14 protein-coding genes are annotated in these 16,704 nt (G+C 31.1%); 7 read left to right on the top strand and 7 right to left on the bottom strand.

Annotated elements, in window-relative coordinates:
- Positions 1 to 6: 6 nt before the first annotated feature.
- The gene (locus METIG_RS02670) at positions 7 to 438 is read right to left on the bottom strand and encodes a 4Fe-4S dicluster domain-containing protein (protein WP_013798704.1); all 432 of its coding nucleotides are present in this window, start codon (positions 436 to 438) and stop codon (positions 7 to 9) included.
- 117 nt (positions 439 to 555) lie between these two features.
- Here METIG_RS02670 and cobN point away from each other — a divergent pair, with 117 nt between their 5' ends.
- On the top strand, positions 556 to 4,239 hold the full coding sequence (cobN, locus tag METIG_RS02665; protein WP_013798703.1) for a cobaltochelatase subunit CobN: 3,684 nt from the start codon (positions 556 to 558) through the stop codon (positions 4,237 to 4,239).
- Positions 4,236 to 5,069, top strand: a complete 834-nt coding sequence (locus tag METIG_RS02660) for a radical SAM protein (RefSeq protein WP_013798702.1) — start codon at positions 4,236 to 4,238, stop codon at positions 5,067 to 5,069. The genes cobN and METIG_RS02660 overlap by 4 nt, the downstream gene beginning before the upstream one ends.
- Positions 5,070 to 5,111: 42 nt before the next feature.
- Here METIG_RS02660 and METIG_RS02655 read toward each other — a convergent pair whose 3' ends face one another.
- Positions 5,112 to 5,405 (bottom strand): hypothetical protein, encoded by a 294-nt coding sequence (locus METIG_RS02655; RefSeq protein WP_048055500.1) that lies wholly within the window; start codon positions 5,403 to 5,405, stop codon positions 5,112 to 5,114.
- A gap of 169 nt (positions 5,406 to 5,574) precedes the next feature.
- On the opposite strand from METIG_RS02655, the gene METIG_RS02650 reads away from it, so the two are divergent.
- Positions 5,575 to 6,804, top strand: a complete 1,230-nt coding sequence (locus METIG_RS02650; RefSeq protein WP_013798701.1) for an RNA-guided endonuclease InsQ/TnpB family protein — start codon at positions 5,575 to 5,577, stop codon at positions 6,802 to 6,804.
- 150 nt (positions 6,805 to 6,954) lie between these two features.
- Here METIG_RS02650 and METIG_RS02645 read toward each other — a convergent pair whose 3' ends face one another.
- Positions 6,955 to 8,181 carry a hypothetical protein gene (locus METIG_RS02645; RefSeq protein ID WP_013798700.1) on the bottom strand — a complete coding sequence of 409 codons (1,227 nt, stop codon included), beginning with the start codon at positions 8,179 to 8,181 and terminating at the stop codon, positions 6,955 to 6,957.
- A 114-nt stretch (positions 8,182 to 8,295) separates the two neighbouring features.
- Complete coding sequence (locus tag METIG_RS02640) at positions 8,296 to 8,889, bottom strand: class I SAM-dependent methyltransferase (RefSeq protein WP_013798699.1); 594 nt, start codon at positions 8,887 to 8,889, stop codon at positions 8,296 to 8,298.
- 83 nt (positions 8,890 to 8,972) lie between these two features.
- Here METIG_RS02640 and argF point away from each other — a divergent pair, with 83 nt between their 5' ends.
- Positions 8,973 to 9,905, top strand: a complete 933-nt coding sequence (gene argF, locus METIG_RS02635) for an ornithine carbamoyltransferase (RefSeq protein WP_013798698.1) — start codon at positions 8,973 to 8,975, stop codon at positions 9,903 to 9,905.
- A gap of 349 nt (positions 9,906 to 10,254) precedes the next feature.
- Here argF and METIG_RS02630 read toward each other — a convergent pair whose 3' ends face one another.
- Positions 10,255 to 11,559 carry an NCS2 family permease gene (locus tag METIG_RS02630; RefSeq protein ID WP_013798697.1) on the bottom strand — a complete coding sequence of 435 codons (1,305 nt, stop codon included), beginning with the start codon at positions 11,557 to 11,559 and terminating at the stop codon, positions 10,255 to 10,257.
- Between the two features lie 253 nt (positions 11,560 to 11,812).
- Between METIG_RS02630 and METIG_RS02625 the strand changes: the two genes are divergently transcribed.
- Entirely contained in the window at positions 11,813 to 12,742 is a 930-nt protein-coding gene (locus METIG_RS02625) for an EF-Tu/IF-2/RF-3 family GTPase (RefSeq protein ID WP_013798696.1), read from the top strand.
- A gap of 488 nt (positions 12,743 to 13,230) precedes the next feature.
- Here METIG_RS02625 and METIG_RS09515 read toward each other — a convergent pair whose 3' ends face one another.
- On the bottom strand, positions 13,231 to 13,407 hold the full coding sequence (locus METIG_RS09515; RefSeq protein WP_172632603.1) for a hypothetical protein: 177 nt from the start codon (positions 13,405 to 13,407) through the stop codon (positions 13,231 to 13,233).
- A 103-nt stretch (positions 13,408 to 13,510) separates the two neighbouring features.
- Between METIG_RS09515 and METIG_RS02620 the strand changes: the two genes are divergently transcribed.
- Positions 13,511 to 14,206 carry a PHP domain-containing protein gene (locus tag METIG_RS02620; protein ID WP_013798695.1) on the top strand — a complete coding sequence of 232 codons (696 nt, stop codon included), beginning with the start codon at positions 13,511 to 13,513 and terminating at the stop codon, positions 14,204 to 14,206.
- Positions 14,207 to 14,312: 106 nt separating this feature from the next.
- Here the strand turns inward: METIG_RS02620 and METIG_RS02615 are convergent, their stop codons facing one another.
- The gene (locus tag METIG_RS02615; RefSeq protein ID WP_013798476.1) at positions 14,313 to 15,248 is read right to left on the bottom strand and encodes a transposase; all 936 of its coding nucleotides are present in this window, start codon (positions 15,246 to 15,248) and stop codon (positions 14,313 to 14,315) included.
- Positions 15,249 to 15,330: 82 nt separating this feature from the next.
- On the opposite strand from METIG_RS02615, the gene METIG_RS02610 reads away from it, so the two are divergent.
- Positions 15,331 to 16,491, top strand: coding sequence for an RNA ligase (locus tag METIG_RS02610; protein WP_013798694.1), 1,161 nt, complete (start codon positions 15,331 to 15,333; stop codon positions 16,489 to 16,491).
- Positions 16,492 to 16,704 lie beyond the last annotated feature (213 nt).

The raw sequence follows: 16,704 nt of genomic DNA, 5'->3' as shown, positions 1-16,704 counted from the left end.
GAGAAATTATAATCTTTCTATTTTATTCTCCGGGAAAATTATAGCATTGTTTTCACAACACATATAAGAACAGGCATTGCAGTTAATTATGCAGTTGTAGGGATATTTAACAACAACTCTGCCATTTTCTAAATCATAGACGCCTTTAGGGCAAAACTCAACGCATTTCTTACAATTTTTGCATTTTTTATAATCTATTTTTGGGAACCATGGGATTTCTTTCCTTTTCTTTCCACCAAATTCTTCATATTCTATTTCCATTGCTGCATCATAAAGCATCTTATATAATTTTTTATTTGGTTCTCTAACAAGTTTTGTAACTTTTTCGTAAGTATCATGTATCTCATTAATTCCTAATTCCTTTGAAAGTTTTTTAATTTCCAAATTTAAAATCATAAATTCCCTAATTTTCTTTAAAAGTTCTTTTTTCTTTTCCATGTTTTCACCTTATTTAAAATTACTTTATCACATTCCAAAAAATTTTTAATTAATATGTAATATATAATTTATCAAAATTATTTGAAAGTTTTTTAATTTAATTTAAATGGTGAAAATATGATAAAAATCGGGTTTGTTTCAACTGTGGATAGTGATGATTTGGTTTTTGAAGAGGCATATAAGGAAGTAAAAAAGTATGGAATTGAACTTAAAATATTGGATTACAAATGTAGCGAGGAAGAGTTTAAGGAATTTATAGAATTTATTAAAGATGCCAACATTGTATTTACAAAACTCATGGGAGGAAAAAGTGCATTTAAATACTTTGATGAATTAAAAGAATTCACCTTAAAAAATAGCATTCCTTTCCTTCCACTCCCTACATTAAATGAAGTTCATCCAGATTTGGATGAGGCTACAACAGTAAGTGAGGAAATTAAAAAAGAAGTTATAAAATATTTGGGTTATGAAGGGATTGAAAATTACAAAAATCTCTTATTATATTTAGCCAATAAGTTTGGAGACAAAAGCATTCCTTATGAAAAACCAAAACCTATGCCCTGGCAAGGTATCTATTATGGAGGAAGACACTTTGAAACTTTAGATGATTATTTAAATCATCTAAAAAATATTGGGAAAGAAATAAATGGAAAACCAGTAATTGGAATCTTATTTTATAGAAATTGGTTTATTGCAAACAATATTGATTATCTCAACGATTTAATTAAAATTATTGAAAAAAAGGATGCCATACCTGTAGCAGTTTTCACATCTCATTTAAAAAATGAATTGGGAAGTTTGGGAATATTGGAAACGTTTAAAAGATTCTTTTATAAAGATGGGAAACCATTTATCCATGTTTTAATAAATACCACCATGTTCACTCTTTCTATGGGAGTTAAGGTAGATATTTTAAAGGATGAACCAGAATTTTTAAAAGATTTAGATGTTCCAATTTTGCAGGGGATTGTTAGCACTGGATTTATTAAAGATTGGGAAAAATCAATGTCAATAAATCCAATTGATTTGGTTATTGGAATGGCTATGCCAGAGTTTGATGGAGCTATAATCCACTTCCCAATTGGTGGAAAAGAGAAGGTTAAAGATGGTGATGTTGGAGTTCCAATTATAAAGTATAGGGCAATAAAAGATAGGGCTGAGAAGATTGTTGATTTAGCATTAAAATATACAAATTTAAAATTAAAGAAAAATAGTGAAAAAAGAATAGCGATAATTTTTCACAACTATCCACCAAGAAATGATAAAATAGCAAGTGCCTTTGGATTAGATAGCCCAGAAAGTGTATTAAATATTCTAAAAGAATTAAAAAAGAGGGGCTTTGTTGTTGATAAAATATATAAAAATGGAACTGAGTTAATTAAAGAGCTTTTAAGATATCCTACAAATGATAAGAGATTTTTGACAGAGGAGATAATAAAAAAGGCTGTTGGAAAAATAAAGAAGGAAGATTATGAGAAGTGGTTTAATTCATTATCTGAAAAAGTTAAAAAAGAGTTAATAAAAAATTGGGGTGCAATTCCTGGAGATGTCATGAATTTTAATGGAGAGTTAATTATTCCAGGAATAATAAATGGGAATATCTTTATCTCTGTTCAGCCACCAAGGGGCTTCGGAGAAAATCCCTCTGCCATATATCACTCTCCAGACATGCCACCAACACACTACTATATTGCCTTTTATAAATGGATTAAGGATGTTTTTAAAGCAGATGCAGTAATGCATATAGGAAAGCATGGAAGTTTAGAATGGCTTCCAGGGAAAGGGGCTGGATTGTCTAAAGATTGTTATCCAGATATTTGTATGGAGCTGCCAAATATTTATCCCTACATAGTTAACAATCCTGGAGAGGGAACACAGGCAAAGAGGAGGGGCTATGCAACAATAATAAGCCATCTAATCCCCCCAATGACAGTATCTGACTTATATGGAGATTTGGAAGAGTTGGAAAAAAACATTGATGAGTATTATGAGGCAGAAAATAAAGAGAAAAAAGAGTTTCTAAAAAAAGAGATTTTAAATAAAATTAGAGAATTGAAGTTAGATGAGGATTTATTAGATGGGAAAATTATTGGGGAAAATATTAATGAAGAAAACTTTGAAAGTTCATTAAATAAAATCCATGATTATTTAGAGGAGTTAAAGAACAGGCAGATAAATGAGGGCTTGCATATAATGGGAGTTCCTCTAAAAGGAGATAAACTAATTAACATGCTATTTATGATTGTTAGATACCAATTTAATTATTTGGAGAGATTAGCTAAGACCTTAGGCTATGATTGGGAAGAGCTAAATAAAAATAAGGGGAAGAATCATAAAATTATAGATAAAATAAATGAGATTGGATTAAATTTATTAAAGGAATTTATGGAGAAAGGTTTTAATGAGAAAGAGATAGATAATTTAAAAACTATAAAAGTGAATGAGGAAATTGGAGAGATTTTAAAGATAGTTTCAAAGATTCACAGGGATTTAATGAGGGTTAATGAGGAGATAGAGAATGCCGTTAATGCCTTAGAAGGCAAATACATTCCACCAAAAATAGCTGGAGCTCCTACAAAAGATATAAACTGCCTACCTACTGGAAGAAACTTCTATTCCTGCAATCCTCAGGAGATTCCCAGCAAGGGAGCCTATGAGACGGGAAAGAAGTTAGCTGAAGATTTATTAAATAAATACTTAGAAGAAGAAGGAAGGTATCCAGAATATGTTGGAATAATTGTTTGGGGCTCACCAACAATGAGAACAAAAGGAGATGATATTGGAGAAATTCTCTATCTCTTAGGGGTTAGGCCTGTTTGGAAACATGGAAAAGTTGTAGGTTTAGAGGTTATCCCATTGGAGGAGTTAGGAAGACCAAGGATTGATGTTACTCTAAGAATTAGTGGTTTATTTAGAGATACTTTTCCACAGGTTATTGATTTGATAGATGAAGCTATAAAGATGGTTGCTAATTTGGATGAACCAGATGAAATGAACTTTATAAGAAAGCATTATAAGAGAGATGTTGAGGAGAAGATAAAGAAAGGTGTGGATGAGAGGACAGCAAGAGAAACCTCTTTGTATAGGATATTTGGATGCAAGCCAGGATGTTATGGGGCTGGAGTTGCTGATTTGTTGGAGAGCAAGAACTGGCAATCGTTGGAAGATTTGGCTAAAGTTTATGTTGAGTGGGGAGGTTATGCCTATGGAAAGGGGATTTATGGAAAGGAGGCTAAGGAGGAGTTTATTAATAGATTATCAAAAATAGAGCTAACTGTTAAGAATGAAGATAGCCAAGAGTGGGATATATTTGAAGGAGATGATTTTAATAGTTATCATGGGGGGATGATAGTTGCTGTAACATATTATTCAAAAAAGCAACCAAAGAGCTATATTGGAGACACTTCAAATCCAAATAAGATAAAGACTAAGCATTTAAAAGAGGAAGGAAAACAGATATTTAGGACTAAGATTTTAAATCCTAAGTGGATTGAAGGGCTTAAAAGGCATGGTTATAAAGGGGCAAGTGACTTTTCAAAGTATATTGACCATATCTTTCAATGGGATGCCACATCAAATATAATAGACGATTGGATGTATGAGGAGATAGCTGAGAAGTATGTTTTTGATAAAGATATGGAACAATTTTTTAGAGAAAATAATCCTTATGCTCTCTTAAACATAACTGAAAGGCTATTAGAGGCTATAGAAAGAGGCATGTGGAAAGCTGATGATAAGATGAAAGAAAAGTTAAGGAAGAAATACTTAGAAATAGAAGGATTGATAGAGGAGAAATTATGAAATTTCTAATTTTAAAGATAACAGATAGGTGTAATTTGAATTGCACATACTGCTACTCTTTAAATAAAAATAATAAAGATATGGAATTTAGAATAGCTAAGAAAGCCATTAACTACCTCTTAAATTTTGATGATAATATAAAGATTCAATTTACTGGAGGAGAACCATTATTAAATTTCAAATTGATTGAGAAAGTTGTTAATTATACAGAAGATAAAGGAAATTTTAGATATGCTATTCAAACAAATGGAACTTTGCTAAGTGATTATATAGAAGAAATTAAGGAGTTAAATATAAATGTAGGAGTTAGCATTGATGGTTTAGAGGTTAATGATGTATTAAGGCCTTATAAAGAGGGGGGATCTTCTACATTAGACACCCTAAAAGGAATATACTTATTGAAAGAATACAACATTCCTTTTGGAGTTACTATTGTAATAACAAATAAAAACCTTCCTCATTTGGAGGAGTTTGTTAATTATCTAATTGCATTAGGAGTTAAGAGCTTTAGTTTTGATTTATTAAAACCTAAGAAGAGAGAGGATTTAAAATTAATGCCAAATATTAGGGAGTTTGAAAAAGTTCTTAATAACTTATCTAAATATCCAGTTTATATAAAAAATCTTTATCAAAGAAAATGGGATTATTGTTTTTTAAATAGGGGAGATTTATTATTTGTTAATGAAGTTGGAGATATCTATCCATGCCCTACTTTGGAAGGCCATTTTTATATGGGAAATATTGAGAATTTTAATGGAGAACTTTTTAAGGTTAAGTCTAAGGGATGCTTTGCTAGGGAGTATTTGTATAGATTGAATGGATTGGAGTGAATTACCTAATACTATTTTTTAGTTATTGGTTATTAACAGCCCTTATATTGAACTTAAGTTTAATTTCCTTAGATAATCTTTTAGATCAATTAGTTTTTTATTTTTAATGTCAAGTGTATAAAAATTGATTTCTAAACTTTTATACCTTTGTTTCTTTTCAATAAGGTTTATTAAACTGGAAAATTCCTTTGCATGTAAAAAAGCCGTTATGTTTTCAACAATAATGCTAATTTTTTCATTTGGATTATATTTTTCTATTGTTTTGTGGATTTTTCCAAAACCTTCTTCAAATAGTGTTTCAATTTCGTAGTTCTCATTCCTATCAACAAAATACACATCAACAATTATTGTCTATATTTGACTACGTTGGGAGAACCCCTTCCGAAACTGTTAAATATTAAATGAGTATTGGTTATTATTAATGATTAGATATAAACTTGGAAAAATTGTATGTGGGTTGTTGGGGGCTATGTAAAAACGATTAAAGATACTGCAGGCGAGAATAATGCAAAATAAAAACAAACTTCCATCCGAAATCGTATTAACTTACAAGATTAAACATAATTACGATTTAAAAAACTTGTTAGATGGATTTATGAGTACCTCTCAGAAAGCAGTTGATATTATCTGGGAAAATATCAACTGGAAAGAAAAACAAGTTAAACATCGATTTAAATCTAAAAATAAATACAAATACTACACAACCACCCGATTAATCCCAGAAATTCCAAAAGATAAGGATTTCAAAAGAGAACTAAGAAATTATTTACTAAATGGATGGAATTTTGCTTCTCATTATGTTGATGGGGCTATTAAAGTGGCTTATTCAACAATAGAGAGTTGGAAATCGAATTATTTAGATGGTAAAAGAAAAAGAAATAAACCGACATTTAAAAGACCTTTTGTTAGAGTTAAAAATACCCTAATAAAATACGATAAAGAAAATGGAACGATAAGGATAACGATAAAAGCGAGGAAGGAGTATTTAGTTTTAGACATTAAAAATGAATGGTTTTTCGAAAAAATTAAAGGTTTTGACATTGGAGAGATTATTTTAAAGGACAACGAGGCATTAATAACCTTTAAAAAACCTTTAAATTTATCGGATAAAAAAGTCGTTATCGGTGTAGATAGCAACTTAAAGTCGTTAGATTTATTCCATCCAGAGGAAGGGTGGATTAGAATTGATTTATCTGAACTGCGTAGAATAAAGAATGTTTATGATGTTATTATCGATAAGTTAAAGTCGATTTATAAAAAAGCCCCAAAAAGAATCAGTATATTGCTAAAAAAGTATTATAATAGGAGAAAAAATCGAGTTGAAGATTTTATTAACAAATTAACTTCCCAGCTATCTAAACTCTTTCCAAATGCAATTTTTATCTTTGAGGATTTGGATAAGCTCAATATGTATAAAAATTCGAACTTTAACAGAGATTTAGATAGGACAAGCTGGAGAGAGATAGCGAAAAAGTTAGAGTATAAGAGTATTGTTTTTTACGTTAATCCTCACTATACTTCAAAAACCTGTCCCGTATGCGGGAGTAAAATGGAGTCCCAAGAGGGACAGGTTGTAACATGCGAAAAATGTGGAGTTTTCAATAGGCAGTTCGTCGGCTCTTTTAATATCTTTAAAAGAGGAGTTAAATTAGTTAAAAAACTCTTAGGCGGAGTTGGAGTTCTCCCGGAGCGAAGCGACGGGAACTTAAAAACCGTTAGGTTTTTATGTCCGTGACTGGGGTGGAGGTCGATGATTTACTCTCCAATGAACCCAGAGGAGAGTTGAGACCGATGTCACCCAAGTCCATCGTGAGGGTTAATTTAAGCGGAAGCACTTTTATTCACATTTACTACTAAATCCTCACGATGGACAGACCCCATACTTTTACCCACAAATATGGGAATATATTAATTTATTATGGGGACTTTTTAGAGGATTATCCGCACAGGTTGGGTCGGGTAGGAAAAACATACTTAGGCTAAAATAGGCAAGTTTTAGGAATAAGAAAGGAGCAACCTCATCTAAAAAATCTGAAAGTAAAATTTTAGGTTTTGACCTTTCCTCTTCAAAAGGTATCTCATATTCCCTTCTGAAATAATGGGATAATTTCCATCTTCTTTCAAAGGCATCATAGAACCTATCAACAACTTCTTTTTTTGGCCATTTAATGATATACTCCTTTTCTATCGCCACCAAATACACATCTTTTGGATTTATTTTTATATTTTTAATGGTTATTTCTCCCTCACACCCAAGAGTAGTTTTAACAAGTTTCCTAAATTCCTCCCTTAGATTCTTTGGATCCTCAATAACATATCCAAAGATTTCTTTGTAATCATCATAATTGATAAAGTCAAAAAGATACCATAAATATAATTGCATGGCAAATAAATTACTTGCAATTCCTTCATTTTTGTATCTCCATATTGTATAGTCCTTTTTAAATTCATCCTCAGCATCTGGAACAAACATTGGATGGAATCCCAAGAATTCCTTTATCCCATCATATTCATTCAATTTTGGGTATGTTGAAATTAGGTATTTCCAATGAACTCCCATAGCACTTACAATAAAGAATGTGTAATAGTTATAACTTGCATTGAAGGAAACACAACCTTTATAAAGCTCATTTAATATTTCCAAAATCTTACTTGGATTTTGAATTGTGTCATCAATTTTGATAGATGAAAGTTTGATTTCTGATTTTTTAATAATATTTAAACTGCATTCATTCATTTCTTTCAAAAACCTAAGAAATGTCCATTCATCCTCATTTTTGGATGTTATTATGGCCTCTTTTAATCTCCCCTCCCCAATAAATACCTTTGGCTCAATATAAATTCCAAACATTAAATAGATTAATCTTGCAATGCTACTTTCTTCATAATTTCCTTCTTCATCAATTCCCCCAACAAAGAATGGCATAAGGTCTTTGTTATTTTCTCTCAAAGTTTCCAGAGTTTTCCCCACATATAAAGAAAGTTCATCTTTAAGTTCTAAAAGATATTTTGTATTTTCATATATTGGGACGATATACTTTTGAATATATTCTTTCCATGCTTCTACATCCCAATATTTAAAATTGGGAATTGTATCATAATAAGATTTCATTTTTTCACCTACTATTAATATACAAAAATATAAAAATATATAGATTATATTATGAATTATTTTGCAATAAATACCTGTTCCTTTACCGATAGTAGTTTTGCAATTTGAGAATACTTATTCTTTTACTGACTTTAATATCCTATATCCCCCTTTTATTGTAACGGTTTCGACATTCCCAAAAACCTCTTCCATAAATTTTGCAAGAGATTTTGCTCCATGTTTAGTTTGAATAACAACCCACAAACTCCCATTATCTTTTAATAATTCCTTTCCCTCTTCAATAATTCTATGTATAACCTTTTTCCCCGCCTTTATTGGTGGGTTTGATATAATTACATCGTACTTTTTATGCTTAACCTTTTCATATAAATCTCCTTGATAAATTTCAATATTCAAATCTTCCAACTTATTCAACTTTACATTTTCCCTTGCCAATTTTACAGCTCTTCTGTTAATGTCAGTCATAACAACTGAATTAACTTCATCAGCAAGAGCTATGCCTATAACTCCATACCCACAACCTACGTCTAAAACATCATCATCCTTATCAACTTCAACTTCCTCAGCAAGTAATTTAGTACCCTTATCAACCTTATTTGGGGAAAAAATCCCAGAATCTGTCTTGAAAATTAAATGTTTTCCCCTTATAATATCCTCAATAATCTTTACATTGTGTTTTGATGTTGGCTTCTCTGAAAAATAGTGCATACTATCACCAAAAGATTTATAATAATTCTTTTATAATCTTATAAATTATTAACTCTAACAAGTATTAAAATTTAGGTGGAATTATGCATTTATTGGATTTGGATGTGTTAAGAAGGGAGGATGTAGAGAAAATATTAGAATATGCAGAATACTTCAAAAAGAACAGATACAATCATGAAAAAATTTTAAAAGATAAAAGTATTGCCATAATATTTGAAAAACCATCCACAAGAACAAGAATGAGTTTTGATATAGCAGTTCATGAACTTGGTGGGCATTCTTTAATAATGAACCAGAATGAAATACATTTGGGAAAAAAAGAAAGTATTAAGGATACTGCAAGAGTTATGAGTAGATATGTTGATGCAATAGTTGCAAGGGTTTATGAGCACAAAACATTAGAAGATTTAGCAAAATATGGAACAGTCCCAGTTATAAATGCATTAAGCAATCTTGCCCACCCGTGCCAAATACTGGCAGACCTCTTAACAATAAAAGAGTATAAAAAATCCTTTAAAGGGAAGAAAATTGCATATTTGGGGGATGGGAATAACGTCTGCAACTCCTTAATACTTGGCTCTGCATTGGTTGGAATGGATATGGTTGTTGCAACACCAAGGGGTTATGAGCCGAATGCGTTAAATGTCTTGAAGGCATTGGAAATTATTGATGAGTATGGAGAAGGTTCATTAAAATTAACAAACGACCCAATTGAGGCTGCTGAGGACGCAGATATTTTATATACTGATGTTTGGATCAGTATGGGGGATGAGAAAAACTTAGAGCATGTCATGAAAATTTTCCCACCGTTCCAAATAAATGAGAAGCTTTTAGAATATGCAAAAGATGATGTAATCGTCATGCATTGCCTCCCAGCAAATAGGGGAATGGAGATAACTGATGAGGTTATTGATGGAGAACATTCTGTTGTTTATGATGAGGCAGAGAATAGATTGCATGCTCAGAAGGCAATATTCAAGTTCATATTCGAGAAATCATCAAGCGACATTAGATAAACATCATTTTTAATGAAACTTTTTAAAAAGTTTCGTGGAGAATAGGTGTATGTTCAAAAGGCAATATTCAAATTCATCTTCGAGGAATCATCAGACGAGCAAGTGAATAATAGCAATGAAAAATATTGTAGTTTCAGAATTTATATCAATTATTTAACCACAATAAATTTTAAAGTGGGCTAAAAGATTTTAGCAAAAATTTGGGTTTTTCTACTTTTAAAATCACAAAAACCTCATATAAAATCTCATTTTAATGATTTTTACTATCAAATTTAACACTGTTTTTATTTTTTTAAATTTCAAGAGAATAATGTTGTAAAATTAAGTTTTCAAAGAAAAAGAGTTTTATTTATCCAGAGAGATAGACAAATCTCAAAGCAAAGACTACTGCCAATATATAAACAAGCCAGTGAACTTCTTTTGCTTTTCCACTAAACACCTTCAATATTGGATAAGTTATAAAGCCCAGTGCCAAACCAGTTGCTATACTGAAAGTCAATGGAATGGATATAAGGGTTATAAACGCAGGGATTGCCTCTGAAACGTCATCCCAATCTATGTATTTTACACATGTCATCATCAATGCCCCAACAATAACTAATGCTGGAGCGGTTGCATAGGCAGGGATTGCTTTTACTATTGGATAGAAGAATAATGCCAACAAAAACAATAAAGCCACAATTATTGAAACAAAACCAGTCCTTCCACCAACTGCAATCCCTGCTGCAGATTCAATGTATGTGGTTACTGTTGAAGTTCCTAAAATTGAGCCAAGAACAGTTCCAATAGAGTCTGACATTAATGCCCTCTCAGACCTTGGTAATTTTCCATCCTTCAAATATCCTGCCTGAGAGCTTAAAGCACTTAATGTTCCCAATGTATCGAATAAATCAACAAAGAAGAATGACAATACTATTGTTAATAATCCCAAATTCAAAGCTCCCATTATGTCTAATTGCATGAATGTTGGGGCTATTGAAGGAGGCATTGATACGATACCCTCTGGGAATGGAGAAATGCCTAAAATCATTCCAATCAATGCAGTAATTATAATACCCCACAAAATAGCCCCAACAACTTTTCTACAAAGTAAAATCCCTGTCAAAAATATTCCAAACATTGCAAGCAATGTTGATGGCTCCAATAAATTACCCAATGTAACCAATGTTGCCTCACTATCAACAATAATTCCAGCACTTTTCAACCCAATAAACGCAATGAACAAACCAATACCAACAGCAGTTCCATATTTTATAGCATTTGGAATTGCATTAAATATCATTGTTCTTATTTTTGTAAGTGTTAAAATTACAAACAATATCCCGGATATGAACACAGCTCCTAAGGCAACTCTCCAATCAACACCCATACCTAAGCAAACACCATAGGTAAAGTATGCATTTAGCCCCATTCCAGGAGCGAGTGCAAATGGATATCTTGCAAAAACACCCATTAACAATGTGGCTATCGCAGATGATATACAGGTTGCAACCATAACTGCCCCAAAGTCCATTCCAGCATTACTCAATATCATCGGATTCACAAAGATAATATATGCCATTGTCATAAATGTTGTAATCCCTGCTAATACCTCAACTCTAAAATCTGTCTTATACTTCTCAAATTCAAAATACTCGGCAATCTTACTCAGCATAGAATCCCTCCTAATTTGGTTGAAGAATCTACAACAAACTAATATTATCGTTGTAGTTATATATTCTATATAATTTATGATTTTCATAACTCATATTAAATTTTATTAAAAGTTCCAATATTAAATAATTAGTTGTTTCATTAATGAAATTTATGCATGGCTTATCGTTCTTTCAAAAATTTTTTGTCAAATACATGGAAAGAATTCACAATATTTAACCAAACCGAAAAATAAAAACAAAAAAGGTGAAATTGTGAAAAATATTAGTGTAGGGCTTTTTGGGGATATTGAAAATGTTGGGAGAGAGTTAGGAAAAAAAGGAACGTCAACAGACATAACCCTATATAACTACAAGGTTGGAGACGATGCTGTATTGTATGTTGAGCCAACAAGATATCCAGACAGAATACAACCTCTAATATACACAATAAACATGACAGATTATGCCTTAGTTTTTGTTGATGAGATAAAACCAGAGTTAGGAGAGACATTATTGGCATTGGATATGTTTGGAGTTGAAAATGGAACCTTTGTTGTTGGAGAGTATGTTGATGTTGAGCAATTGAAGGCAATAATATCCACAACTTCAATGAAAAATTTTGACATAATGGAAAAAGATTTCATAAAGATAAGAGAAAAAATGGCAAATTTGGAAATAAAAAAAGAAAATAGTAGTGAGTTTACAAAAATCCCAATAGACCACTTCTTTACAGTTAAGAGTGTGGGGACTGTTATATTGGGGAAAGTTGAAAAAGGAGAAGTTAAGGTCCATGATAAACTAAGGCTTTATCCAACCGATAAGGAAGTTATGGTTAGGAGCATTCAAGTGCATGATAAGGATGTTAAGGAGGCAGGTTTGGGTAGTAGGGTTGGGCTTGCATTAAAAGGAGTAACAACTGACGAATTGGAGAGAGGGATGATACTATCAAATGGAAATTTGGAAGTTTCTGATGAAATTTCTTTGAATATAAAATGGAATCCATTCATGCAAAAGGAAGTAAAAGCTGGAGAGGAATATCAAATAATTTGTGGATTGCAGGCAGTAAGTTGTAAAGTTGTTGAAAGAGAAAACGATAACATAACATTAAAACTAAAAAAACCTATTGTGTATGAGAAAGGAGAAAAAATTGTATTATTGGATGGAAGTGCAAAAATAAGGATTTTGGGGGTTGGTGAATTATAAAAAATAAGAGGCATTGCTGAGCGAAGCGAAGCAATGCATCCGTTTTGATGAAACTTTTTAAAAGTTTCGTGTAGAAATAAGAATTTTAGGTGTTGGTGAATTATAAAAAAATTAAATTCTAATTTTATATTTTTGGATGCAACCTTTTTTAAAGGTTGCGTGTAGAAATAAGGATTTTGGAGGTTGGAAAACTGTAACAACGGAATAATATAATTGATACTAATTAAAGCCAAAAAATAAAAATGGAGATATAGTCGTTTACGTTATAAATGAGAATTATGCACAATCAAATTAAATTTATGTTTTAGACTTTATTTGAAAATTTGACCATGATTGCAATTCCTCTTAAAATTTTATTATCACCAAGCAAAGCGAGATGGGTAATGAAACCGAAGGATTTCATCTGATATCCAAATACATGCAAAAAATTCCACAACCGGATAATTGAAGGAATTTTATTTTTATTTCTTTAGGTATTGATTTATCAATTATTTTTTCCATTTTTGCAGATTTATCTTCAGCTCTACTAACAGCAGTTCCATTAACGCCCTCTGGTTTGGGGTTGTTGAGTATGCATTAATATATATATTGAAATTAAAACATATTTTAGAGGCTAAAGGGCTTGCAGTGGTTATATTATATAGGACAATAACATATCTAAGCATAATCCTATTTGGTGGCTTACTTCATGCAATGTGGGAAAGTAATAAATAAAATTTTTACTTTAAAGTTAAACACACAAAAAACATTAAAAATGGTGAACTTTTAATGAAAGTAGACATGCATGTTCACACTATACGCTCAAAATGCTCATTGAACAATATAAATTTATTAAAAAAGATTTGTTTAAAGAATAATATTACCCCAGTAATCGCAGACCATAACACACTAACCAAAACGGACTTTGGCATAACTGGGGAAGAGATAGCAACAGATAGGGGAGAATTTATTGGATTATTTTTAAATGAAGAGATTAACGAGAAGGATATATTTGAAGCAATAGATAAGGTCAAAGAGCAGGGAGGATTAGTTTATTTGCCGCATCCTTTTGATGAAAGGAGGAGAAGGTCTCTATGCAAATTTAACATTCTGGATAACAAAGAGTTTATAAAAAAAGTAGATATTGTGGAGGTTTTTAATAGTAGATGCATAACTAATGAGCCAAATATAAGGGCATTTGAGTATGCAAAAAAATATGATTTGTTAATTGGTGTTGGAAGTGATGCTCACTTTATTTGGGAAATTGGAAATGCATATATCAACGCTGAGCCGTTTGATAGGGACAACCCAAGGGAATTTTTAAAGTTATTATCTAAATACAAAAAGGACATGGAAATTTTAAGTAAAAATTTAGAGAAAAACCCATGGATTTCACCTAAATACTATGCAAAAAAAGGTAGTAATTTGAACATATTGTTGTTTAGCAAAATAACCAAAAAAATTAGGAAGAAGTTTAACATATAATCCAAATAGACCTTTTAAAGCCTCATCGATATCTTGTCATTAGTAGAACAACCAAAAAACTGAAAAAGAGGTTGTCGAAAAATTATTTCATCAATGAATTTAAATATTACTCTCTAATACTAATAACTCTCATTAGTGTTAAAATATTATGAACGATTGCTACTGCTAAAGTAGCTCTACATCTACTTTCAGGTAGTTTTTCATTTAGAGTTAATCTAAATTTAGTTTTTAGCCCTCCAAATATCGCTTCTATTACCCCTCTAATTTTATACAGTTTCTTATCAAACAATTTTTTAACTTTCTTTCTGATTTTAGAAATACCGTAATCCCATTTAAACTCTTTTGTTTTAACTATTGGAATGAGGTCTATAGATAACAACTCTCTAAGTAAATCTTCATCATCGTAACCACCATCCAACAATATTATCGCACCTTTCACAAAATCTAAAGATTTTATCATTTTTAGTAAGTTTTTACTGTCTGAACTATATCCATTATCCCATTTTACCATAACAATCGAAATTAATCCATAATCTTTATAATAGCAAGCTAATACGTGCATTTTGTCAAAAACCCGATACTTTACCTTTTTTATTTCATTATTCACAACTCTGATTCTTTCACAATACACTCTTAATAAATGGACTCCAGTGGAATCAGCTATGTAAATTATAACCGATGATTTTAACGAATTAGCAATAATTAAGTGTAATCCAACGATTATTTTAGTTAAATCGCTTATTTTAATCCTCTGAAAAGCTTTTCCGTATGTGGAGCTATCTATATGCTTTTTATGTAAATAATCGGAAAGAGTTTCTAAATCTCTTAAACTAATTCTAAAAATGTGTTTTATTATTAGAGTAGCTATATATTCATTGTAACTTATAGCTAAAGGCCTTCCTACTTTGCGTTTTTCTTTATATGGAAGTAAAATATTTATAATAAATGAAACAAAATCATAAGTGTACTTAATATTGAATATCTTAAACCTCTTATCGTAGGCTTTCCAGTATCCTTTTCTTTTGGTTTTTCTGCCGCTCATAATTATTATTACTATTATTTATAGTATTCGTATTTTTCGACAACCTCACTGAAAAAGTAAACATTTAGTTCTTGGTGATTTTATGGAAATAGATTACGCTTTAATTGCGGAAAGATTGAAGTTGAGAGAAGAGGATATAAGAAGGGGATTCAAAAGAGGGATAATCATTAGAGAAGAATATAAAGGAGTTCCAATGATTGCATTTAGAAAAAAGATAAAACATATTGAGAGAGGAACGGCTTTATTTTTAAATGAAAATTTGGATTATATTATGGGATACCCAAAAATTAGAAGGGCGTTAGTGTTAAATCCAACGATAAAGAATTACTTCATTGATAAGGTCGTTGTTGAGGAAAAGTTGGATGGTTATAATGTTAGAATAGCAAAAATAAATAATAATATTGTTGCAATTACAAGAGGAGGACATGTTTGCCCATTCACAACAAAAAAAGCAATACAAATATTAAACACTAAATTCTTTGATAACAATCCAAACCTAATGCTGTGCGGGGAGATGATTGGATTAAACAATCCCTATGTGCCACACTATTATGAAGAAGTCGATAGGGGCTGGGAAAACTTAGGATTTTACATTTTTGATATAAGAGATAGAGAAACAAATGAACCTTTATCCATAAAAGAGAAAATAGAAATCTGCAAAAAATACAACCTTCCTTATGTTGAGCCGATTGGGGAATTTGACAAGGAAGATGCTCATGAATACATAAAGGAGATTATTGATAGATTAAACGCTGAGAATAGGGAAGGAGTTGTTTTAAAAGACCCAGATATGGCAATAAATCCAATAAAATACACAACACATAAAACACAGTGCGGGGATTTAAAGGCGGCATTTACGTTCTTCTATGATTTGGGAGTTGACTTTATGTTTAGTAGAGTTGTCAGGGAGGGATATCAAGCATTTGAATTCAATGAAAATGATGATGCATTAAAAAAGAGGGCATTGGATATTGGAGAATCTATCCTATACCCAATGGTAGACACAATAAAAAAGGTTCATAGTGGTGAGAGAGTTACAGAGGACTTTGAAATTGTCGTAGATAGCGAGGAGGATTTGAAAGAGTTTTTAGAATACTTAAAGAGATTACATATGCAATTTATCATCAAAAACATGGAAAAAATAAAGGCAGATGATGAATATAAAATAAAGGTGAAAATTGGGAAGATATATTCTGCAACTAACGACAAAGTTCTGAGTCATTTAAATGGTGGTCTATGGTGATTTTATTTTAAAAATTGACCCTCACTCGAAATATTCAAGCTTAAAATAGGTTATAAAATTGAGTTTGAGAAAATCGACTAAAAATATCACTAAAAATTATAAACAAAAACAATAATTACGAAAACAAATGCAAAATTTGTCAAGAAAATTTTATGTTGTAACAATACTTAAAAATGGCCAGAAAGTTTCGCAGCTAATAATTTCCAAGCAAAA

The organism is Methanotorris igneus Kol 5 (genome assembly GCF_000214415.1).
GTDB classification, from domain to species: Archaea; AGJL01; Methanococci; order Methanococcales; family Methanococcaceae; genus Methanotorris; species Methanotorris igneus.
Note: the sequence above shows the minus strand (reverse complement) of the source record. Positions and strands in the feature narration are given on the sequence as shown.